General features: G+C 66.0%; 28 protein-coding genes and 1 pseudogene. 8 read left to right on the top strand and 21 right to left on the bottom strand.

What is annotated here, in order from left to right; genetic code table 11:
- From AB1346_13355 to AB1346_13370, 4 genes are all read left to right on the top strand, one after another.
- Nucleotides 1-236: oxidase (locus AB1346_13355; protein ID MEW6721428.1), on the top strand; the 236-nt coding region annotated here is incomplete at its 5' end.
- Between the two features lie 16 nt (nt 237-252).
- Nucleotides 253-867, top strand: coding sequence for a c-type cytochrome (locus AB1346_13360; protein ID MEW6721429.1), 615 nt, complete (start codon nt 253-255; stop codon nt 865-867).
- Between the two features lie 10 nt (nt 868-877).
- Nucleotides 878-1,681: an enoyl-ACP reductase gene (locus AB1346_13365; GenBank protein ID MEW6721430.1), complete on the top strand. Its 804-nt coding sequence runs from the start codon at nt 878-880 to the stop codon at nt 1,679-1,681.
- 31 nt (nt 1,682-1,712) lie between these two features.
- Nucleotides 1,713-3,143, top strand: coding sequence for a radical SAM protein (locus AB1346_13370; protein MEW6721431.1), 1,431 nt, complete (start codon nt 1,713-1,715; stop codon nt 3,141-3,143).
- On the opposite strand, the gene AB1346_13375 is transcribed toward AB1346_13370, so the two are convergent.
- Nucleotides 3,131-3,829 (bottom strand): OmpA family protein, encoded by a 699-nt coding sequence (locus AB1346_13375; protein ID MEW6721432.1) that lies wholly within the window; start codon nt 3,827-3,829, stop codon nt 3,131-3,133. The two genes, AB1346_13370 and AB1346_13375, sit on opposite strands and share 13 nt — an antisense overlap.
- A gap of 141 nt (nt 3,830-3,970) precedes the next feature.
- Here AB1346_13375 and AB1346_13380 point away from each other — a divergent pair, with 141 nt between their 5' ends.
- Together AB1346_13380 and AB1346_13385 are read left to right on the top strand one after the other, a co-directional pair.
- Nucleotides 3,971-4,423 (top strand): intradiol ring-cleavage dioxygenase, encoded by a 453-nt coding sequence (locus AB1346_13380; GenBank protein ID MEW6721433.1) that lies wholly within the window; start codon nt 3,971-3,973, stop codon nt 4,421-4,423.
- Nucleotides 4,424-4,516: 93 nt separating this feature from the next.
- Nucleotides 4,517-4,741: a hypothetical protein gene (locus AB1346_13385; protein ID MEW6721434.1), complete on the top strand. Its 225-nt coding sequence runs from the start codon at nt 4,517-4,519 to the stop codon at nt 4,739-4,741.
- A 10-nt stretch (nt 4,742-4,751) separates the two neighbouring features.
- Here the strand turns inward: AB1346_13385 and AB1346_13390 are convergent, their stop codons facing one another.
- Nucleotides 4,752-5,261 carry an NYN domain-containing protein gene (locus AB1346_13390; GenBank protein ID MEW6721435.1) on the bottom strand — a complete coding sequence of 170 codons (510 nt, stop codon included), beginning with the start codon at nt 5,259-5,261 and terminating at the stop codon, nt 4,752-4,754.
- Between the two features lie 133 nt (nt 5,262-5,394).
- Between AB1346_13390 and AB1346_13395 the strand changes: the two genes are divergently transcribed.
- Nucleotides 5,395-6,597 carry an MFS transporter gene (locus tag AB1346_13395; protein MEW6721436.1) on the top strand — a complete coding sequence of 401 codons (1,203 nt, stop codon included), beginning with the start codon at nt 5,395-5,397 and terminating at the stop codon, nt 6,595-6,597.
- Here AB1346_13395 and AB1346_13400 read toward each other — a convergent pair.
- Entirely contained in the window at nt 6,594-6,908 is a 315-nt protein-coding gene (locus AB1346_13400; GenBank protein MEW6721437.1) for a hypothetical protein, read from the bottom strand. The genes AB1346_13395 and AB1346_13400 overlap by 4 nt on opposite strands.
- A gap of 95 nt (nt 6,909-7,003) precedes the next feature.
- Here AB1346_13400 and AB1346_13405 point away from each other — a divergent pair, with 95 nt between their 5' ends.
- Nucleotides 7,004-7,999 carry a phospholipase A gene (locus AB1346_13405; protein ID MEW6721438.1) on the top strand — a complete coding sequence of 332 codons (996 nt, stop codon included), beginning with the start codon at nt 7,004-7,006 and terminating at the stop codon, nt 7,997-7,999.
- Between the two features lie 7 nt (nt 8,000-8,006).
- Here the strand turns inward: AB1346_13405 and AB1346_13410 are convergent.
- The 18 genes and pseudogenes from AB1346_13410 to AB1346_13495 form a co-directional block, all read right to left on the bottom strand.
- Nucleotides 8,007-8,237, bottom strand: a pseudogene (locus AB1346_13410) (methyltransferase domain-containing selenoprotein MduS).
- 7 nt (nt 8,238-8,244) lie between these two features.
- Entirely contained in the window at nt 8,245-8,508 is a 264-nt protein-coding gene (locus AB1346_13415) for an SHOCT domain-containing protein (GenBank protein MEW6721439.1), read from the bottom strand.
- Between the two features lie 98 nt (nt 8,509-8,606).
- Nucleotides 8,607-8,921, bottom strand: a complete 315-nt coding sequence (locus AB1346_13420) for a helix-turn-helix domain-containing protein (protein ID MEW6721440.1) — start codon at nt 8,919-8,921, stop codon at nt 8,607-8,609.
- 26 nt (nt 8,922-8,947) lie between these two features.
- Nucleotides 8,948-9,301, bottom strand: coding sequence for a metalloregulator ArsR/SmtB family transcription factor (locus tag AB1346_13425; GenBank protein ID MEW6721441.1), 354 nt, complete (start codon nt 9,299-9,301; stop codon nt 8,948-8,950).
- Between the two features lie 40 nt (nt 9,302-9,341).
- Nucleotides 9,342-10,151 (bottom strand): selenite/tellurite reduction operon c-type cytochrome lipoprotein ExtS, encoded by an 810-nt coding sequence (gene extS, locus AB1346_13430; protein ID MEW6721442.1) that lies wholly within the window; start codon nt 10,149-10,151, stop codon nt 9,342-9,344.
- On the bottom strand, nt 10,127-10,540 hold the full coding sequence (gene extQ / locus AB1346_13435) for a selenite/tellurite reduction operon b-type cytochrome membrane protein ExtQ (GenBank protein ID MEW6721443.1): 414 nt from the start codon (nt 10,538-10,540) through the stop codon (nt 10,127-10,129). The genes extS and extQ overlap by 25 nt, the downstream gene beginning before the upstream one ends.
- Nucleotides 10,537-11,157, bottom strand: a complete 621-nt coding sequence (locus tag AB1346_13440) for a cytochrome b N-terminal domain-containing protein (GenBank protein MEW6721444.1) — start codon at nt 11,155-11,157, stop codon at nt 10,537-10,539. The genes extQ and AB1346_13440 overlap by 4 nt, the downstream gene beginning before the upstream one ends.
- A 26-nt stretch (nt 11,158-11,183) precedes the next feature.
- Entirely contained in the window at nt 11,184-11,585 is a 402-nt protein-coding gene (locus AB1346_13445; protein ID MEW6721445.1) for a Rieske (2Fe-2S) protein, read from the bottom strand.
- A complete protein-coding gene (gene extO, locus AB1346_13450; GenBank protein MEW6721446.1) occupies nt 11,540-12,844 on the bottom strand; it encodes a selenite/tellurite reduction operon b-type cytochrome iron-sulfur cluster-binding subunit ExtO in 1,305 nt (434 codons plus the stop codon). Before extO ends, AB1346_13445 begins: the two co-directional genes overlap by 46 nt.
- Nucleotides 12,747-14,591 (bottom strand): selenite/tellurite reduction operon c-type cytochrome ExtM, encoded by a 1,845-nt coding sequence (gene extM, locus AB1346_13455; GenBank protein MEW6721447.1) that lies wholly within the window; start codon nt 14,589-14,591, stop codon nt 12,747-12,749. Before extM ends, extO begins: the two co-directional genes overlap by 98 nt.
- A gap of 116 nt (nt 14,592-14,707) precedes the next feature.
- Complete coding sequence (gene extJ / locus AB1346_13460; GenBank protein ID MEW6721448.1) at nt 14,708-15,031, bottom strand: selenite/tellurite reduction operon protein ExtJ; 324 nt, start codon at nt 15,029-15,031, stop codon at nt 14,708-14,710.
- A gap of 21 nt (nt 15,032-15,052) precedes the next feature.
- Entirely contained in the window at nt 15,053-16,042 is a 990-nt protein-coding gene (locus AB1346_13465; protein ID MEW6721449.1) for a rhodanese-like domain-containing protein, read from the bottom strand.
- Between the two features lie 54 nt (nt 16,043-16,096).
- Nucleotides 16,097-16,990, bottom strand: a complete 894-nt coding sequence (locus AB1346_13470) for a C-GCAxxG-C-C family protein (protein MEW6721450.1) — start codon at nt 16,988-16,990, stop codon at nt 16,097-16,099.
- Nucleotides 16,991-17,147: 157 nt separating this feature from the next.
- Complete coding sequence (locus tag AB1346_13475; protein ID MEW6721451.1) at nt 17,148-18,086, bottom strand: cyclic nucleotide-binding domain-containing protein; 939 nt, start codon at nt 18,084-18,086, stop codon at nt 17,148-17,150.
- 42 nt (nt 18,087-18,128) lie between these two features.
- Nucleotides 18,129-18,362 (bottom strand): hypothetical protein, encoded by a 234-nt coding sequence (locus AB1346_13480; GenBank protein MEW6721452.1) that lies wholly within the window; start codon nt 18,360-18,362, stop codon nt 18,129-18,131.
- Between the two features lie 74 nt (nt 18,363-18,436).
- On the bottom strand, nt 18,437-18,868 hold the full coding sequence (locus tag AB1346_13485; protein ID MEW6721453.1) for a hypothetical protein: 432 nt from the start codon (nt 18,866-18,868) through the stop codon (nt 18,437-18,439).
- 282 nt (nt 18,869-19,150) lie between these two features.
- Complete coding sequence (locus AB1346_13490; protein MEW6721454.1) at nt 19,151-20,431, bottom strand: class II fructose-bisphosphate aldolase; 1,281 nt, start codon at nt 20,429-20,431, stop codon at nt 19,151-19,153.
- 23 nt (nt 20,432-20,454) lie between these two features.
- Nucleotides 20,455-20,714 (bottom strand): hypothetical protein (locus AB1346_13495; protein ID MEW6721455.1); only part of this gene is annotated, 260 nt, incomplete at its 5' end.

Genomic DNA, 20,714 nt, shown 5'->3' on the forward strand with positions numbered 1-20,714 from the left:
TCGTCGTGTCCACGGACGGCGGAAAGAGCTGGGGGACGGCAACGCTCGGAAAGGACCTCGGGAAATATTCCTGGATCCAGTGGCGCTATCCGTGGAAGCCCGGAAAGGCGGGCGCGTACCGCCTGATGGCGAAGGCCACGAACCGCATCGGCGAATCGCAGCCTTCCGGCCGGCTTTGGAACCCCTCCGGGTACATGTGGAACACCGTCGTGAAGACCGAAGTGAACGTCCGATAGGGCGGGAGGAGGGAACATGAAGAAACTGGCCGTCCTCGCGATCCTGATGGCCGCCGCCGCATCCGCTTATGCGAAGGAAGGCGGATCTGTGCGTTCCATCGTCCTGCCCGTTGTGGAAACCTCCCTTGCCGATGACGAAGGCAAGGTCGTCACGGTATCCAATTGCAGCGCCTGTCACAGTCTCGATTACATCGCGACGCAGCCGAAGCTTTCCCCCGACGCGTGGGCCGGGACGGTGGAAAAGATGCGCAAGGTTTATGGCGCGGACATCTCCGGCGCGGACGCGGGAGCCATCGCCTCCTACTTAGCAAGAAACTACGGTACGGGGAAAAAGGTTGCCGCGGCGGCGGAGCCGCCTAAGGATCCGGCGGCCGGAACGCCGGCGATGATTTCCGGGGAGGCGTCTTTCAGGAAATACTGCAATGCCTGCCATGCCGGCGGCGGAAACATCATCCGGCCCGGGAAATCGCTGCACCGGAAGGACCTGGAGACGAACGGCGTCAGAACAACCGACGACATCGTCCGGCTGATCCGCAATCCCGGCCCGGGGATGCCGAAATACGACGGGAAATCGATCCCGGAGGCGGAAGCCCGCGCGATCGCGGCGTACGTGCTCGATACCTTCAAGTAGGGGGTGTCTATTGGGAATCCTTGAAGGAAAGAAGGGGCTGATCCTCGGCGTCGCCAACGACAAGTCCATCGCATGGGGCGTGGCGAAGGCGTGCCGCCGCGAGGGAGCCGAGCTCGGATTCAACTATCTCGGCGAGGCGCTGATGAAGAGGGTCCAGCCGCTGGCGGCTTCGATCGGCGCGGGCTTCGTGGAGCCGCTCGACGTCGGCAGCGACGCCCAGCTCGACGATTTCTTCGCGAAGGTCGCCGACCGATGGGGGCGGCTCGACTTCATGGTCCACTCCATCGCCTTCGCCAACAGGGAAACGCTGAAGGGCGCCTTCCGGGAGACATCGCGGGCCGATTTCCACCTCGCGCTGGATATCTCCGCCTATTCCTTCATTGCCTGCGCGCAGCGGGCGGCCCGGCTGATGGGGCCGGGAGGGTCCATGCTGACGATGAGCTACCTCGGGGCGGTGCGCGCCGTTCCGAACTACAACGTGATGGGCGTGGCCAAGGCCGCCCTCGAGGCGGCGACCCGCTATCTGGCGCAGGACCTCGGGCCGGAGGGGATCCGCGTCAACGCGATCTCTGCCGGGCCGATCCGCACGCTGGCCGCCTCCGGCGTGGGGGATTTCCGCCGGCTGATGGAAAAGAACGCCCGGGGCGCGCTGCTCAAGCGGAACGTGACGCAGGACGAGGTGGGGAACGCCGCGGCGTACCTCCTTTCGGACTGGGCTTCCGGCGTGACCGGCGAAGTGCACTACGTGGATTCAGGATTCAATGTCGGCGCGGGCGATCCCGGGGCCGAGCCGGCCGCGGAGAGTCCCGCCTGACGGGATTCGACATCCCGGGGCGTATGCGAACATGAAGGTCCTGATCGTCTGCGCGAACCGGAACACCATTCCCATGCCCGTGATCCCCATCGGCGCCTGCATCGTCGCCGAGGCGGCCGAGCGCTTCGGGCACACCGTCCGCCTCCTGGACCTGATGTTCCTGGAGGACGCCGTGTCCGCCGTCGAATCGGCGGTGTCCGGCATGCGGCCCGACGTCGTGGGGCTCTCGGTGCGGAACATCGACAATACCGACATGCGCAACCCGGTGGACTTCATGGACGGCCTGCGGGAGGTCGCGGACGCGGTCCGGGCGGCCACCGGCGCGCCGATCGTCCTCGGAGGGCCCGCGCTCGGGATCATGCCCGAGGAGATCCTTCGCCGGCTGGATGTTTCCTGCGGCGTCGTCGGCGACGGGGAAACGGTCTTCCCCCTCCTGCTCGAGCGCATCTCCCGGGGAGCCGCCCTCCGCGACCTGCCCGGCGTCGCGACCGTAGAGAACGGGGCCTACCGGGCGCAGCCCTGCGCCGATTCCGCTTATTCGTCCGCGTGCGAGGCGCCCGACTTCGAGCGGTGGCTGGACATGCCGGCGTACCGTTCCCGCCTCGCGACGGTTCCGGTCCGCTCCAAGACCGGCTGCGCTTTCCGGTGCGTGTACTGCACCTGCCCGCTGATCGAGGGGAGCGCGTACCGGTTGAAGGATCCGGGCAGCGTCGCCGACGCCGTCGCGCGTCTCGCGGCCGCCGGGCACCGGGACATCGAGTTCGTGGACAGCGTATTCAACGCGCCCCGCGAACACGCGATGAACGTATGCGATGCGCTTGCGCGGTCCGGGCACAAGGCGCGCCTCCACTGCCTCGAGCTGAATCCCGGCGAACTCGACGATCCGCTCCTGTCGGCGATGGAGCGCGCGGGTTTCGCAAGCATCGGGATCACGATCGAGAGCGCCTCGGACCCCGTGCTGCGGGGGCTCCGGAAGGGGTACACGGCCCGCGATGTCCATCGCGCCGCAGAGGCGGTCGGGCGGCATCGGATGCCCTGCGCATGGATCTTCCTGCTCGGGGGCCCCGGCGAGACGGCGGATACGGTGGAGGAAACGCTTCGTTTCGCCGCGAACCGGATCCGCCCCGGCGATATCGCGTTCTTCAATATGGGGATCCGCCTGTATCCCGGAACGGAGCTTGAAACCGTTGCGAGAAGACAGGGACTCCTCTCCTGCGCCCCGCGGGAAATGCTCTCTCCCAGATACTACGTCTCGCCGGACGTCGATCCCCGATGGATGGAGAAGCGGCTGAACGGGTACAGGGACCGGCATATGAACATCCTCGACATGGATCTCCTGGACCACTCCCTGTTGCGGAAAATCCACCGGGTCGCCCATGGGCTCGGCATGCGGCCGCCGCTCTGGAAGCACACGCGGACCATCCGGCGCCTGCTTCGGCTCGCGGGAGCTTATCCCTGCTGAGCGTTCAGCTTCTCGTTCGGCCGGATCTCGAGCTGGACCCGCCGGTTCGACTGCCGTCCCTCCGGGGTCGAGTTGTCGGCGACGGGATCGGTCTCCCCGTATCCCCTGATGGCGAGTCTCGCCGCGGGGACCCCGTCCCTCAAGAGCTGGTCCCGGACCGCCTCGGCCCGCCGCTCGCTGAGCCGCTGGTTGTATTCCGCGGTCCCGGTGGAATCGGTGTGCCCCTCCACCGTGATGTAGGTGTCCGGATACTTCACCAGCACCTCCGCCGCCCTCGCGATCGAATCCCTGGACGCCGGCTTGATGTCCGTCTTGTCGACGTCGAACAGGATGGCCGAGGGGAGGGCGACGTACAGCTTGTCCCCCTCGCGGGCGATGGCCGCCTCGGGAAGCCGCCGCTTCATCTCCGCCGCCTGCCGGTCCATGTAGGCGCCGACTGCGCCGCCTCCCGCCGCCCCGATGGCGCCTCCGATGAGGGCTCCCGTCCCCCGGCGCCCCCGCCCCGCGATCAGCGCTCCCGCTCCCGCGCCCACCGCGGCCCCTCCCAGGGCGCCGATCGCCGTGCGCTTGTATTCCCTGGTGCCGTCGGGGTTCGTCGCGCATCCCGGCGAAAGCAGCAGGACTCCCGCGAGCGCCGCCCCCGTGACCTTTACTCCCCACCGAGCATGCCCTTTCGCGTCGATCATGTTTTCACGCCTCCCGTCATCTATTCAGTTTAATGCCGGAAACCTTACGGACGTTTCACCGTTTCCGATGCGGGGCGAATCTTCCCCTCCCCGCCGGGCACCTAAAGACGTATGACGAGGCATGTTTCGAAAATATTCGCGGTGCCGTTCGCCTGCCTGTGCGCCCTGGCGCTGGCAATGCCGATCGGGGCGGTCCATGGCGCGGAAGGGAAATGCGTCCCCACGCCGGAAGACGCCGAGGGTCCTTTCTACAAACCGGGGGCGAAGGAGACGACGTCGACAGGTTCGGGGCTGGCGGTCTCCGGGTCGGTGCTTTCCTACCCCGACTGCCGGCCCGTTTCGGGGGCGCGCGTCGAGTGGTGGCACGCCGACGGCTCCGGGAAGTACGTCGACTCCCTCCGGGGGATGCAGACGACCGGGGGAACGGGCGGCTACGAGTTCACGACCGTGCCTCCCGGCAAGTACCCGGGGCGCCCGATCCACATCCACTTCAAGGCGTTCGCGCCGGGGCACAAGCCGCTGACGACCCAGCTTTACCTGCGCGGCGGGGAGAAATCCGTCCGGTTCGACATCGTGCTCGTTCCGGAGAAATGACGCGCGCGGCCTCGTGGTCCGCATCTTCGCATGAATGCCGGCCGGATCGCCCGGTGATAAGATGGCTATAGCCTGGAGAACGGGAGGTGGGGCATGACGATCGGGAAGAAGATCGGAAAGAAGATCGACGGCGTGGAGAAGCAGCTCGCGCGGCGCGTCGACTCGCTCGAGAAGGACGTCGCCCGCCTGGTGAAGTTGTACGAAAAGAAGGAGAAGGAGTTCGTGAAGCTGAAGGACCGGTTCACGTCGGGGCTGGTCAAGGACGTCAAGAAGCAGGTGAAGAAGGCGAAGAAGGCGATGAGGAAGCGGCTCGCCTGATTCGCCCGGTTTAAAGCTTTCGCAGGGCGTCATTGCGCTTCCGGTCCCGTTTCTTCGCCCTGTGCCCCTCGCCCTTCTTCCCGCGGGGTCGCGCCTCCTCATCCCCGTCGGAAGCCCCCTTGACGCTTTCCATCCGGTGATCGAACAGGCGCGCGGCGAATTCCGCGCAGGAGGCGGCGACCGACCTGGAAGGAAGCGTCCCGGCCAACCCCCGGTCGGAGGTCACGACGACCGTCCCCGCAGGGGCGTTCCGGGCCATGTCCCGGATCACGTCGTCGGCCGTCTCGCGCATGGAGGAAAAGACGGCGGCGCCTCCCTTGAACGCGCTCCGGCTCCGCTCGGGCCTTCCCGCTCCCCGGCCGTCGAAGACCACCGTCAGGCGGAATCCTTTTCCGCGCGCGTACTCGGCAAGGAGCTCGCACAGCTCCCGGCGCCCCTCTTCCGACGCGGGGTCTTCCGAAAGCGGAAGCGCGCCGGACCGGGCGAGGTTGTAGCCGTCGACGAGCAGGTGCGCGCCCATGTCCTCCCCGACCTGACTTCCCTTCCGGCTCGTTGATACTATAGGAAAACATCTGCGGGCGACGGAGGCAAGGGATGTTCGATGTCGTGGGGGTCGGGCTGAACGCGATCGGCGGGATCCGGTAGGCGCTCGGATGACGGGATCCCCCGGAACGACGTCCAGGAGTCCCCGCGCTACGCTCACCGGCGCATGCGTCATGCACTTCCTGCACGACGGCTGCTCCGATCTCCTCTATATTCTCTTCCCCGTCTGGGCGCGCGAATTCTCCCTCTCCTTCGCCCAGGTCGGCCTGCTGAAGACGGCGTACTCGGGCGCGCTCGCGTCGTTCCAGGTGCCGGCGGGATTCCTGGCGGAGCGTTGGGGAGAGCCGCGCGTCCTGGCGGCCGGAACGTTCCTTACGGCCGTCGGGTTCTTCCGCTTCGGCGCCGCGGGCGGCTTCGTCCCGCTCCTCGCGTTCCTGGCGATCGGGGGGCTGGGCTCCGGCGCCCAGCATCCGCTTTCCGCATCGATGGTCTCCCGCGCCTACGAGGAGGGGCGGCGCCGCGCGGCGCTCGGGACGTTCAATTTCTCCGGCGATCTGGGAAAGGTGCTCCTGCCCGCCGCCGCCGCTTTCGTGACCGCCTGGGTGGGATGGCGCCCGGCAGCGCGGGGGATGGGACTGGTCATGCTGTTCGCCGCGGCCGGCCTGTTCCTCCTGTTCCGATCGGCTGCGGTCGCCCCTGCGCCGCCCCTGGAGGAGTCGCCGGATGCCCCCACCCGCCACCGCGGGGGCATCCGGGACGCGCGCGGCTTCGCCCTCCTGTCCGCGATCCACGGCATCGACAACGGGTCGCGGGCGGTCTTCCTCACCTACCTGTCGTTCCTCCTGCTGGGAAAGGGCGCGGGCATGGACCTGCTGGGAGTGGCGTTCGCGGCGACCTTCGCGGGGGGGGCGGTGGGAAAGTTCGCCTGCGGTCATCTGGCTGAGCGGGTCGGGATCATCCGGACGGTCCTCGTCACGGAAGCGGCTACGGGGCTGGGCATCCTCCTGCTCCTGGCGCTTCCCCTGGCGCCCTCGCTGCTGCTGCTGCCCGTCCTGGGCGTCGCGCTCAACGGAACGTCGTCCGTCCTTTACGGCACGGTCGCCGAGCTGGTGACTCCGGAACGCCGCTCGCGCGTCTACGGCCTGTTCTATACCGTCGGCATCGGCGCGGGCGCGCTCGGGCCGCCGCTCTTCGGCCTCCTTTCCGACGCGGCGGGCATCCCGGCGACGATGGCGGTCCTGGCCGGGGCCGTCCTGTTCACGCTGCCGCTCGCCTGGATCCTCCGTCCCGCGATCGAGCCTCCCCGCAATTAGTCCAGGTCGATGTCGCGCACCGGCTTCGGCGCCGGTTCATCCTTCGCCTTCTCGAAAAACTCCTTGAACTTCTTGTCCATCTCGGCGCCGCGGGTCTTGTCCGCCGCGACGATCCGGCGGTACCGGTCGTGGATGCGCTCCGACTCCTCCTTGAGAAGCTGCTGCGCGTCCTTCAGGTCGGCCCCCTTCCGGGGATCGACGCGCTCGTGGCTTTCGAGGATGACGCCTTTTTCGGCGTCGACCGCGATGCGCGCCCCGCAGCAGGGGCACTCCAGCTCGAATACGGGCCTTCCCCCGATCTCTTCCGTCATCCGCCGCCTCCTTCTCTCCGCTCCGGACCTTTATTAATTATTGCCGATACGGCGCCGGATTGCATGGAGTTGCGCGAAACGTATACTGGACCTCTATGGGATCGCTCGCGGGACGGACGTTCCTGGCGCTGCTCCTGGCGGCCTGCTTGCCCGTTGCGGCGGCAGCCGGATCGTCGACGTACTCGACGCCGGAGGAGTGCGTCTCCATCGCCGACAACGCGGCGCGCCTCCAGTGCTACGACGAGGAGATGGGGCGCACCATCGACGAAGACGAGGGCTTCGGCCCGCTGGACAGCCGCTGGGAGCTGTCCAGGAACGCGAAGCGCGGCCTGTTCCGGTTCCGCCCCTACAAGCCGGTCTACCTGGCCCCCTACTCCTGGACCAGCGACAGGAACCCCACCCCCCGCACGCCGAACCAGGGCGCCGCGGCTCCCGCGCCCCAGGAGCTGGACCGGATCGAGGCCAAGTTCCAGGTCAGCACGAAGTTCAAGCTTGCGGAGAACATCTTCGGGAAGAACGGCGACCTGTGGGGCGCCTACACGCAGGCCTCGCGCTGGCAGGTCTACAACACCGCGAATTCGAGGCCGTTCCGCGAGACCAACTACGAGCCGGAACTGATCTTCGCGCTGCGCACCAAGTACAGGATCTTCGGGTGGAAGGGGCGGCTGGCCGGCATCGGCCTCAACCACCAGTCCAACGGCCGCGGCGACCCGCTATCCCGGAGCTGGAACCGGATCATCGGCATCGTCGGGCTGGAGCGCGACGACTGGGTGCTGGTCGTGCGCCCCTGGCGCCGCATCGACGAGAGCGCCGCGGAGGACGACAACCCGGATATCGCGGACTTCCTGGGCCGGGGCGACCTGACGGTCACCCGCTTGTGGGGCGGGCACCAGTTCACCCTGATGGGCAGGCACTCGCTCCACGGCGGCCGCCGGTCCCACGGGGCGGTCCAGTTCGAATGGGCGTTTCCGATCCGCGATCCGCTGCGGGGGCGCGTCCAGCTCTTCCACGGCTACGGAGAAAGCCTGATCGACTACAACCACAAGGCCACGTGGGTTACCGTGGGCTTCTCGCTGGTGGAGTGGTACTGAGGCGGTCCGGGACGGTTTTCCGCAGGACCACCCCGAACAGCTCTCTCGGAAGGCCCCCTTCCTGCATGCGCCGGATCTCGACGATCCCGTACCCGGCGGCCAGCTCCCGGACCATCTCTTCACTGAAGAAGTGGACGACGAAGCCGCCGACCTCGTACATCCCTTCCGCCTTTTGAGTTCCCGTCCCATAGTGTTTATCGAAGGTGTTCCGCACGGAATAGAGGGCGAGCCCGCCGGGCGCCATCTCAGCGTCCCCCGTCATCGGATATGTCTTTTTTCATCCGCTCGAATTCCTCCCGGGAGATCTCGCCTTTCGCATATCGCATCTTGAGCACGTCCAACGGCGTCTGCGAGCCGGGGCTGCCTCCCCCCTGGCCGCCCCACCCGCAGAAAGGACCGCTCCCGCCGGAACCCCGGATGAACACGAGGTAGACGATGAACAGGAAGATTGCAAGACCGATCAGGGGGAAAATCCACATCCCCCCTCCCCAGAACATCCACGGCCCCATCGGCGTGTCCTCCCATGACCGGGCATACGAATTCGCATGGTGGCCGACGGACAGGATCACCACTGCGACCAATACCGCAAAAACGGACCGGAGGCTCTTCATTTGTTCTGCCCCGCGCTGATCCGGATCTGCCCGTCCCGGGCCAGCTTGGAAACCAGGAAGACCGCGCTCTCCTTCGACAACTTGAAGCGTTCCGCCACCTCTTCCGGGGTGACGGTATCCTTCCCTTTGAGGAATTCGAGGATCTCCGCCTCGATCTGGCCAAGCCACTCCTCGAACAGCCCCCGAAGCTCCGGGGTGGCGTAGGCCGCCATCTCCGCCGAGCGGGTGACGGATCCCACCATCCCCCGGCACATCTCCATCGGGTTGAAACCTTCCCCCATCATCCCCTTCATCATCTCCCGAGGATCCATGAGCTCTCCTTTCCCTCTCCGGCGGGCTACCGCCGGCGCATCATCCGGCACATCGTCTTCCACGGGGGCCACTCGAACTCCGTCGCGTCCTCCCCCGATCCGTCGAATTTCCCCACGTACGCATCGCATGCCTCCAGGAGGTTCATTAGGGAAGGGTCCCGCAGGCGGTAATGCACGAAAGGCCCTCCCTTCCGGCTGGCGACGACGGCTTCCCGTTCCCGCAGGATCTTGAGATGGAAGGAGACCAGCGTCTGCGGCAGCCCCGCCTCCGCGATGATCTCCGAAACGGTTTTCTCGCCCGACCCGATGCTCGCCAGGATCTTCAGGCGGCTCGAATCCCCGATGAGCTTCAGGAACCTTTCGACGTTCCCGGGATTCATGGACCATACCTGCCATTACTTATATGAGTCATAACTCATACTAATCGCGGATCCGATCCCTGTCAATCCGCAATCGCTCAACGATCTGAAGGAAATCCTTTTCGCCCGACCGCACCGGCGGCATCAGGGCTGCGGGACGCTCCTTCCGCGGGTTCGCGATCCACGCCCGCAGCCGCTCCGGCGTCCACGGCTTCTTCCCGCGCGCGGTCTTCGGGTACTCCGCGGTGAACAGGGCGGACAGGTTCGGGCCGATGTTTCCCTTCCCGAGACCCCCGTGCCGGGCGGTAAGCGCCTTGTGGCAGGGGCCGCAATGCCGGGAGAAGACGTCTTCCGCCCCCTTGTCCTCGAAATGGACCTTCACCGGGGTCTCGCCCGCGGGCTTTCCCGTCCTTGCCGACGCCGAGAGGATCGCGTTGACCATGCCGTCGATCGCTTCCTCTCCGAACCGGAAATCCGGCATGTACCATGCGGGAGAGCGGATCGCCTCCGCGATCCGCTCCGGATCGGACCGGTACATGAGCGAGTCCAGGTCGGCGGAGAGCCGTATCCCCTTTCCGCCGGAGACGTGGCATCGCCGGCACCCGGAGGTCTCCAGCAGCTTGAGGCCGCGGCGGACGGGAGGACTCTCCTCCATCCGGAAATAGCTGTACTTTGCGGGATGGAGGCCCAGGTGGGCGATCGTTTCCCTCTTCGCCTTCCCGTCCCCCCCGTGGCAATAAGTGCAGGCGCCGGACTCCGCGTAGTGGACGGGATGGCAGTCGAGGCAGCCGGACCTCGCGGCCGCGAAAGCGCCGGTCCCCGGAAGCAGGAAGAGGACGGCCGCGGTCAGATGGGCAGCACGAATTCCCAATTCTCTCCCCGGAAGAAAGCGGCCACGGCGGTGAGGATCACGATCAGCAGAAAAGCGGCGAGCACGAAGAATTTCACGGGACGCTGCGCGCGCAGGCTCCATTCCGCATTCTCCGGGAAGGCGCCGCAGGGGATCCGGGGGAGGAGGAGGAAGGCGATCAGCAGGAGAAAGGCCGGGTACACGAGCAGGTTCGTGTAGCTCACCAGCTCCTGGATCCAGAGGAGGAACCACGCGGACTTCACCGGGTTGGGGACGCGCCCCGGGTCCGCCGCCTCCTGCAGCGGCGCACGCACGAAGGCGGCGAGCAGCAGCGCGAAAGCGGCGAACGCCGCCATCGAGCGGCGGACGAGCCGGAAGAATTTCGGCGAGCTGTTCACGTAGCCGCTCACAGGTACGGAAGGACCCCCTTGTTCCTCCGGACGAGGAAGAAATGGACGAATGCCAGCGCGAACATCAGCCCGGGGACCACCGCCACGTGCAGGGCGTAGAAACGGAGCAGCGACACCGGCTTCCCCACGCCGTCGGGAACGAGGATGTCCCGGACGACGCCTCCCAGGGGAGCCACGGCCAGCAGCTCCATCCCGGTCCGGGTGGCCCAGAAGGAGAGCTGGTCCATCGGCAGCAGGTACCCCGTGTAGGCGCCGAACAGGGCGAGGAGGAGGAGCCCGACGCCCGTCATCCAGTTCCGCTCCCGCGCGCCCGCGTACGCCCCCGTGAGGACTACCCGGAGCACGTGCAGAAAGACCAGGCAGAGAAGGAGGTGGGAAAGCATGCGGTGAAGGGCCCGGATATAGCTCCCGCCGGTCACCGAGGATTCTAGGAACAGGATCGACCGGTACGCGCCTTCCGGCGTCGCCTGGTAGTAGAAGAGGAGGAGCAGGCCGGTGACCGCCAGCAGGAGCATCGCCGTGAAGGCCAGCCCGCCCAGGCAGAAGGTGTACGCGATCGAGAGGTCCCGCTCGCGCACGACCCTGGGGAAGAGATGCCTGACGAAATCCTCGAACAATCGCCCTCCGATGCGGTGTCGTTCCGCTACAGGTAGACCAGGAGCCGGTCCCCTTTTTCCTCCACGGCGTATCGCGGCAGGGGCTTGTCCGCCGGCCCCTTGAGCACGTTCCCCCTCCGGTCGAACACGCTTCCGTGGCAGGGGCAGACCAGTTCCCCGGGAGTCACCGCAACCGTGCACCCGAGATGCGTGCACGAAAGCCCGATGGCATGGTACCCCGTTTCGTCCCGGATGACCGCCACCCGCCGCTCGTTGTACACGAGCGCGCCGTGCCGCGGCACCTCGGCCGCGGGCACCGAAAACGAGGCGCTTTTCGCCGGCAGCCGCGGGGAGAGGAACTTCCTCAGGAACAACAGGGAGGCGAGCGCCGCGGCGCCCGCCGCTACCGCCCCGAGGAAGCCTCTACGCTTTCGGTCCACCTTCTCCATCGCTCGATGTACGCCCGCTGATATTCCGGGCCTTTCGCGGACATCCGCGAAAACGCCGCATTGTCGTAGAAGCTCCCGTTCGCCACCCGCTGCCCCTCCTGCGTCCAGAAGGAGGCCAGTCCCAATCCGTCCCGGGAAATGTCGTATATGCGGTCCTGCGGCCGCTCCAGCAGGAACCTGGCCGGGCTTTCGTGGCAGCCCTCGCAGCGCGGGACTCCCCTGCGCACGGTGTGCGGGAAGAACGCCTTCCATTCCGCCGCCAGGAGCCGGTTCTCGACGGCCGCCCCGGATACCTCCCCCGCGTCCGTGAAGTACGCGATGAACTGCGGGCGGATGGGGCTCACCTTCCCTTCCCGGTTCTTCCCCAGCGGAGGGGCGTCCTGCCTCCGAAGCCAGGCGCTCTTCGCATAAACGCCGTCGTTCCGCCGCACCTGGAATGCGCCCGCCCGGTTCAGCGACCCGAACCGGAGGAAGAATGTCCCGTACTCCTGGGCGGCCCAGGCGGAATGGCAGGCGTAACACTCCAGCCCGCGCATGTGCGCCTGGATCCGGTGCTCCACCGGCCCCTTCCCCGGCCGGTGGCAGTCCGCGCACCCTTTGGACGACTTCCGCCCCTGCGCGAGGCTTTCCATCCCGTGGCAGTCGGCGCAGGACATCCCCGCCTCCGCGTGGACGTCCGGCCGCATCTTCAGATAGGTTACACCGTCCACAGCCTTCCCCCGCTGGTAACGGAGATGGTCCTCCCGGGGGGCCCGGCCGTGGAACTCCTGCCCCACGAAATAATCCTTGTGGCACCTCAGGCAGGCATCCCCCGCCGGCCGGCCGATCCGGTGCCCGGAGCCGCGGTGGCAGTCGCGGCATCCCGAGACATGGCAGGAACCGCAGTTCCGGCCGTAGAAATCCGCGTCGTGGCGCCCCCAGGTCCGCTCGACGAACCGGATCTCCGCCGTGCGTGTCGCCATCGGGCCGTCCAGCACCGGGGCATATCGCGGGTGGCATCCGGCGCATCCCGACGCGCGGTGCTTCCCCGAGGCGGGATCCGAGAGCGGCGCCCCCGCCGCACCGTGACAGGAGCCGCAGGAGACCCCCGCATGCGCCCCGGACATCGCGACGGTGTGGCACGCGGAGCATGTTTCCCCCGCGGGCGCACCCGCCGCCGCGCTAACGGCCGCCCAGAAGACGGCGATGAACCCGATCGTCCAGGTCGCGGTAATCGATTTTCTTCGCGTAGATATCGTCCTTGTCCTTTGCCTTGTCATGGCACACGATGCACAGGTTGGCCTTGAGCACCCTTTTCACTTCCTTGTCGTTCAACGGGCGCGACCCTTCCCGGGCGATGGCCGAGAAGGCCCGGACCTCGCCGCCCCGCATGGCGAGGAAGCCGTCGAGCGGCTTGTCGGCCGATCTTTCGCACAGCAGCGTCGCAAGGATGTCCCTTCCCTCGACCACGTGCTGCCCGAATCCGAGGAATGCGGGGTTCCCGTGGCACTCCCCGCACCCCACCGCCTTCGGCCCCGTGTTGTGCGAGAAGAAGGGCGCGAACCGGAGCTGCCGCTTTCCCCGGAAGCGGGCCACGGCCTCGTCCGCGACCTTCCTCCCCTGCTCGTCGATCACCGTGACGAACGTCTGGCATCCGGGAGTCACCGGGGAGATCCTCCCCTTCTGGTTCACCGCCAGCGGGAACGGGTACAGCTTCCGGTAATCCTCGGTCTCGCTGAAGGCGCCGGGCGTGATCTCCCCCCGGATGGGATCCATGCTCTCTTCCGTCCGGTCGTACGCGGTGTGGCATCCGAAGCATTGGGCGACGGTCCGCGAGTGGCAGGAATGGCACTCGAGCCGCTCGTGGCCGGCGACGGTGTGTTCCGGCGTGCCGCGGATCGTCCTGCTCAGGTGCATTCTCCCGCTGCGCTTCCCGAGGACGTGCACGCCGTTGTCGAGGACGAAGACGTTGGAGTACTTCCGTCCCTTCGACGTGAGCGCCATCCGCATCCCCGGCCGCACCGGCACCTTGTAGCCCCGGGATTCCCGGACCGCCTCGTCGTTTTCCCGGGTCACCTCCCCGTGCCGGGGAAGGGAATCGCCGCTGCCGTGGCAGTCTTCGCAGGCGGTCTCGACCTGCCGGTACAGGTTGGCGTAGGCGTACCCGTCCCCCATGATGTCGCGGGAGGTGTGGCAGTCGATGCAGTCCATCCCCTTCTCGAAATGGATGTCGGGCGCGATGTGCGTGAGATTCCTGTCGTCGCTGGTCATCCGCGGTCCCGGGACGCCGCCCCGGGTGGGGACGAGGGAGTTGTTGCCGTCGTTCAACCCTTCGTAGGAATATGCGATCCTCCCGCTCCGGTTATGGCAGCGGGCGCATACCTTGTTGTCCGGAAGGGGGACGAGGGCGTGGGTCGTGGAGTAATGGCGCTTTCCGCGCACCGTGGGGTCCCCTCCTTCGTAGCTCCCGACGTCGTTGAAGGGGAAGTGACACGCGGCGCATCCGGAAGCGTGGCCGGCGGCGAAAGGCCCGGCCGCTTCCAGCCCGAGGTGGCACAGGGAGCAGAACTTCCGGTACAGCTCCCCGGACAGGTTCTCGAGACCGGCTACGCCCGCCAGCCGCAGCGGGGCGCCCTTCTCGTCGTGGGTCTCCGCTTCCCGCGCAGCGTATGTTTTCCCGTTCTCACCCTCCCACGTGAGCTGGATGTTCCGGATCATCCCCGCGTTCGTGTACATGAGGCCGGTCTTCACCCGTTCGAGCTGGTACCGGTGGCAATCCCCGCACCCTTTCTCCCACGCGGCGGGGGCCGACGGGTTCTTCCCGCCGTGCATCGACCTGTGCGAAACCTCCTTGTCACGGGACGCGGCATCCCCTCCGTGGCAGGAAACGCAGGAGCCGTGCGTCGCGGAGGCGGTCTCGATCCCCTTGTGACACGATTCGCAGGAGGAGCCCTCCGCCGCAAGGCGGCAGGAGCCCCCCAGGAGGGCCAGCGCAAGGAAAAGCAGGATATTCTCCGGGCGGGGCATTAACTTGCTATTGTAATGCGTTTCCCTTCGACGCACGCGGCGGGCGGAAAAACGAACCGGCGGGATGCGGGGGATCATCCCCGGATCCCGCCGGCCGATTCATGCGCGATGGTTCCTCAGCAGCCCTGCGGGACCTCGCCGCTGGACGGCTTGACCTCCAGGACCTGGTCGACCTTGAGCTGCTCGGCCTTCGCCTGCCCGAATTTCAACGTCAGGTCCTTGCCGCTGACTCTCAGGACCAGGGGAGAGCCGCCGCCCGCGTTGACCCTCATTCCCGCCTTGATCCACGCCGGCAGGTCGGCTTGCGCCGAAACGGTGACCCTCACGCCGTCGATCTTTGTGATCTTGCCGGTGAACGGTTCGTCCGCCGCGAAGCCGAAGCCGGCCACCCCCAATACGAGGGCGGCGACCATCGCCACGAGAAACGCTTTTTTCCGCATGATTTCACCTTCCTCCGGATATTACTTTTTCTTCTCCAGCTCGTTCAGCCTTTCTTCCAGGAACTCGATCTTCGTCTTCAGTTCGCCGATCTGGTTGGCATTGGCGACCACGGGCCGCATGTTCGTGTAGGTCTCCGCCTCGATCACCGTGTCCGGGCGCGCGCCGTAGACGATCCAGCTATCCTCGTAGACGCGGAAGTTCTTGTAGCCGAGCCGCTCGAGGGCATAAAAGGCATAGGCCGTCCGGCAGCCCCGGTGGCAATAGACGATGACCTGGTCGGTCTTCGGGACGTTCTTGTAGATCTCCGCCAGCTCTTCGTTCGACTTCATCTTGCCGTCTTTGTCGAGATTGATATCCACGGGAATGTGGACCGCGCCGGGGATCCGACCTCCCCGGAGGGTGGTGTTCTCGAGACCCTGGAACTCCTTCAGCGACCGGGTGTCGACGAAGGTGACGTTGGCGGGCTTCTTCTTCACGAACTCCATGACTTCCTTCGTGGAGGCGTAGAACTTGGGATTGGCGATCTTCGCCTTGAAGACGGCCGGGGCCGGCTTGACGGCCTCCTTCTGCACCGGTTTGCCTTCCTTGACCCACGCCTCGTAACCGCCGTCGAGGTAGTAGAATTCCTTCACCCCGAGGTAGACCGGGAGCTGCTCGATCGCGACGTGGTAGTCGGCCTTCTTCCCGTAGATGATCAGCCCCTTGCTGTTGTCGAGTCCGATCTGCCCGAGGAGCTTTTCCGCTTCCTGGACGGAGACGATCCGGCCGTCGACCGGGCTCTTCAGGACCGTCACCACCGGCTTGCCGTAGTTGACGGCGCCCGGAATGTGACCGGCTTCGTACTCCCCGCCGCTGCGGCCGTCGAGGATGACCCAGCCGGCGTTGCCCGCCTTCTCCGCCGCGAATTCCACGTCGCAGACATGCCCCACCGTCTTGCCCGCCGCGAACGCCCAGGCGCCGCTGCAGACCACGACCATTGCCGTCAGAACCGCCAGTGCCCCTCTTTTCATTTTACCTCTTCCTCCCCCGTTGTAAGTTCTCCGCGGAAACCGTCCGATCGGTTTCTACGGGTGGTCCTTTCCGATCAATGTCGCGGTCCCTTCCTGGTGGCAGGGAGTGCAGTTCTGCTTCCCCTGAACGTTCTGGGCGGCGCTATGACAGGAGTAGCACTCGGCGTAGTCCGCCGTCGGCGCGAAGGCCGGGATGGCGGCGTTGGCCAGGTACGCGTTGATAAGCTCCGCCGCGCGCGCGGCCGTGGCGCCCGTCACTTTCGCGCACCGGTCCTTCTTCACGTTGCGGCCGTCCTTGGTTTTCGTGGTCAGGTCCGCGCCCGCCGCCTTCATCCACTTCGTCACCGAAACGTGGCAGAGCATCGATTCCGGAATGTCGCGGGCCATGACTTCGGCGTCGGGAATCGGCGCCGGAACGTTGGGATACGCCTTCCGGTCGATCTTGACGCCGTCCCATCCGGTGAACGGGAAGTTCTGCTTCGTGTACCAGTCGATCAGCGAGCCGCCCAGCTTGTCGTGCAGCAGCTCCCCCTTGTGCTCCGCCAGGTTCAGGATGGAGAGGCAGCCGGTCAGAGAGCCGCACGTGCCGCCCCAATCCAGCCCGCCTGCGCGGCCCCACTGCGTGAACTTCGGAGGCAGCAGGCTCCAGCCCGTCTCTTTCATGCCGGCCTTCCTGGCTGCTTCGATGAAGCCCATCACCAGCGCCCGCCCCGTCCCCTGGCCGCAGCCGCCGTTGGCGTGATACTCGCAATAGCCCCAAAGGCGGACCTTTTCCACATCGAGAGGAAGCGCCGGGAATTTCAGGATGGTCGTCTTGGCGGCCTGCGCCTTCCGCACATCGACCAGCGACCCCACTCCCAGCCCGGCGACAAGGCCGATGGCTCCCACAGCCGCGGAACCGTTGACCATGAAACTGCGCCGCGTCACATCGTCTTTTCGCTCTTCCATGCATTTCTCCTTCAATCGGGTAAATATCGATTCCCGGGATCGATCCCGCTGTCGATCCGATCCTCCAACCTCTCACACAATCTTTTGTATAGTATTCAATCCGATAACCTTTCGCATTGATCGGCATCAAATAACGGACGATTCCAGGGAAACGGGTTTAAAGGCCGGAGGGGGATCCGATGCTTCGGAGCGACCGGGGTTCGAGCACCTGGAACCGCCCCCGGCCCAGCCGACGGATCAGCCCCATCTCCGCCATGCTCGTGACCGCCCTGGAAAAACTTTCGGGGGTAATGCCGAGCGTGCGGGCGAAATCTCCCGACGGCATCGGCAGGTGCAGGACCGTCGTCCCGCCGGTCGCGTCGGTCGGCATCAGCTTGACCAGGGCCGCCGCCACGCGCGGGAGCACCCCGCGGCCGCTCAGGATCTCGATCCGGTCGAACGCGTCCCGAAGACGCCGCCCAAGGAATGAAAACAGGGGAAAGATCACATTGGGATTCTCGCGGAGCGCCTGGAGCAGCCCCTCCCGGGAAAACGTCCTTGCGCGGACGTCGTCCACCGCCACCGCCGTCGCGGGATAAGGCATTCCGTCCAGGAACGGCAGGAAGCCGAACAGGTCTCCCGGGCCGAACATGAATATGGAAGCGATGTTCCCGTCCGGAAGGGGCCGGTAAATCCTCACCCGCCCCTCGTCGATCGCCACGACAAGATTGGCGGGATCCCCCTTGTGCCAAAGAACCGTGCCCACGGGAATCAGGCGCTCCCGGAAATAAGGGGAAAGCATCGAAAAAGCCTCCTTGGCCTCCACGGACGGGGAAGGGGCCCCTTCCTGAACAATGGAGGACTTGGGAACGGCTCCCCGGGCCTCCACGCGTCCCGCGTTGGTCAGGCGCAGCCCCCGCGACACGCGGGAACGGGAAAGGAATCCCTTCCGGACAAGGGAACCGACGTGGTCCCGCACGGTTCCCGCAGCGCGCCATCCGAGTTCCGCCGCGATTTCCCGGTAGGTGGGCGGAGGCTGTCCGGCGAACTCTTTGGCGAACAACAGTACGAGGATTTTTTTCTGGGGAGGCGTGGGCAGCTTGGAAGGCCGGCGCATGTACGGATTATACACCCTACAAACGTGGGGAAGATACCGGGCTCACACCCCGCGCGAAAGCCACTCCATCATCCGGATTTCCCACTCGTCGCGGGACCGGTCGTACCGGAGGAGGTAGCGGGCGGCGTCGGAGCCGTCGACCTTGAAATACTCGTGGTCCTCGCCCCTCCACCGGTCCAGGATGCGCAGGACCTCCACCCTGCGGTCCCCCATGTGGAACAGCCGGGGCGTCTCCTGGGCCTTGTGCCCCTCATGACATTCCACTCGAACCTTCATCCCGACGGACCCCTTTCCCCTCCCCTCGCTCCTCCGCGCTTTGGGAGGGGAGCGGCGGAGGGGCGCCCTCTGCCTTACTGCGATGCCGCCCGGCGGACGGGCGTCTCGCCCAGGCGGAAGTCGAACACCTCATGGAACTCATCCGCGGTCATGCGCGCCTCCGGCATGTTGGAGGCCAATCCCGCCGCCTTGCCGACGGTCGTGGACATGCGGCCCTTTCCCCAGAAATCGACCTGGATGACGAAGTCGGGCGCCACCTTGTGCTCTTCGTCGAGGAGGTGCGCGACGGCCATCACCAGCCCCAGCAGCCTCGCGGGATTGCCGGGCTTGAAATCCGGGGACGCGCCGCGGAAGGAGATGGCGAGCCCCGCCGTCGAGCAGAAGATGTCGCTGTCAAGCCCCTCCCTCTTCAGGAGGCATCGGACGAGCAGGGCCACTTCTTCCCGCTTGCTCGAACGGAATTCACGGCAGGAATCCACGCCCGGGGACATCGTTTCACGTTTCATCGCGACCTCGCTCTGGCATCTCATGGAGACCTCTCTACGGGGGTTCGGATGTCGGTGCTCAAATTTCGGCGAAATATACTGCACAGGTCATGCCGTGGAGGGACGTAAGAGAAAGCGTTATGTTATTGGAAGGTTATATGAAAAACCGGATTCAGCTTCCGGACGAAAGCTGCACGGTCTCGTAAAATTATTAATAAAATTTCAAGATTTCCGGGGGAGGCCGGCGCCGTCGGCCGATTGAGAGGCGCCGGCATTCTTCCCCGGTAACAGGAGAGATCCTTATCAATCGTCGAAATTGCCCTTGGCTCCCTTGTCGGTTCCCAGCGCCTTCGCCCTCTTCACGATCTTCGTGTCGGTCCATTCCTTCGGGTCCTCGATCAGACCCGCCTTGGGCTTGAGGTCGCAGGAGCCCGCGGCAAGGATCGCGTCGACCGCGAGTTTTGCCGTGTCCTTCGCGTTGAAGACCTGGGTCATCATCTTGTAGGCGAAATCCTCAACCCTCCGGCTCATCCGCTTCCGGATCTCGGAAGGCAGGGCGAGGAGCTTGTTCTCGAACGGGAGGTTCAGGTTCTTGTAGTCCCCCTTCTTCCACCCCTTGGCGTCGGCATACGCGACCATCTCGGCCCACATCTCCTCGGTCATCCCTTCGCCCTTCACCTTGATGAACCGCCCCTCGGCGTCGAGCTGCGCGTTGCCGTAATCGTTGACCTCGAGCCCCCAGGAGATCATCTGGAGCGCGGTGGCCACGTTCGCCTTGGTCGTGTTCGTCCGGTTCGCGATCTCGCGGAGCCGCTCCGAGCTGTTCCCGGAGGTCCCGTGCTGCGCCCCGCTCACCTTGTAGCGCGCAATGGCCTCGTGGATCTCCGCGGTCAGCCCGACCTGGATGCCGGCGTCGGACGCCTCGATCCCGTGGGTGGTCCCGTTGTTCAGCGCGATCCAGTCCGGAAAGATGCCGCGGGCGTTCAGGCCGCGGATGAGGAACAGCGCCTCGCCGACGGTCGACAGCCCCTCCTTGCCCTTGATCTCGCCCACCTCGGTCTCCAGCCCCGCCCACTTCGGGATGAACGGGTTGATGGCGATGCTCGCGAGCAGGTTTTTATCGTCGGGCTGGTGGGAGGCGTCGATGGCGATCGACGTGATCCCCGCCTCGAACATCGTGGGGATCTCCACCTTCGCCGCATCGAGGTCCTTGTCGTTCTTTATCCCGTAATGGTCCGCGTGGATGGCGACGGGGACGGTGATCCCCATCTCGTTGCACAGCGCGTCCACGATGCGCGCCATGTTCCAGTAATTGACGGCGCAGTACGCCTTCTGCCCCCCTTCCGACTTCGCGATCTCGACGATCACGGGGGCGTTCGCCCGCTGGGCGGCCTGCAGCACGCCCCTGATGATGAAGTAGTTGCGGCCGTTCGCCGCCATGGCGATGGCTTTTCCTTTTTCCCGCATCGCCCGGTCGATGACCTTGCCGCTGACGATCAGCGCCTTCGAGTTCGGAAACAGCGCCTTGACGTTCGGGGGGCGGCCCACCTGGAGCGCTTTCTCGAAATCGGCCGCGTATGCCATGGGGTGCCTCCTTGGAGTGGCGGTTATGGATCGACAGGAAGGAATTCTCTCCCGGATCCGTTTCCGGGGCAAGCCTTCCGGCCGATCCGGGAAAACAGCAGCCCCGCCGCGATGTAGAGCGATGCGCCGGCCGCCGCGGTCCATCGGAAGCCAAGTCCCAACGCGCCGATCGACGCGAGCGACGCGCCTGCCACGGAGAAGAAGCCGTTCACGGCCCATGCGAAGGGAATCGCCGCGCCCCCCGCCGCCGCGAGACGCGAAAGACCCGCCGGGAACGGGACCC

The organism is Thermodesulfobacteriota bacterium, from assembly GCA_040758155.1.
In the GTDB taxonomy this organism is placed as follows: Bacteria; Desulfobacterota; Deferrimicrobia; order Deferrimicrobiales; family Deferrimicrobiaceae; genus UBA2219.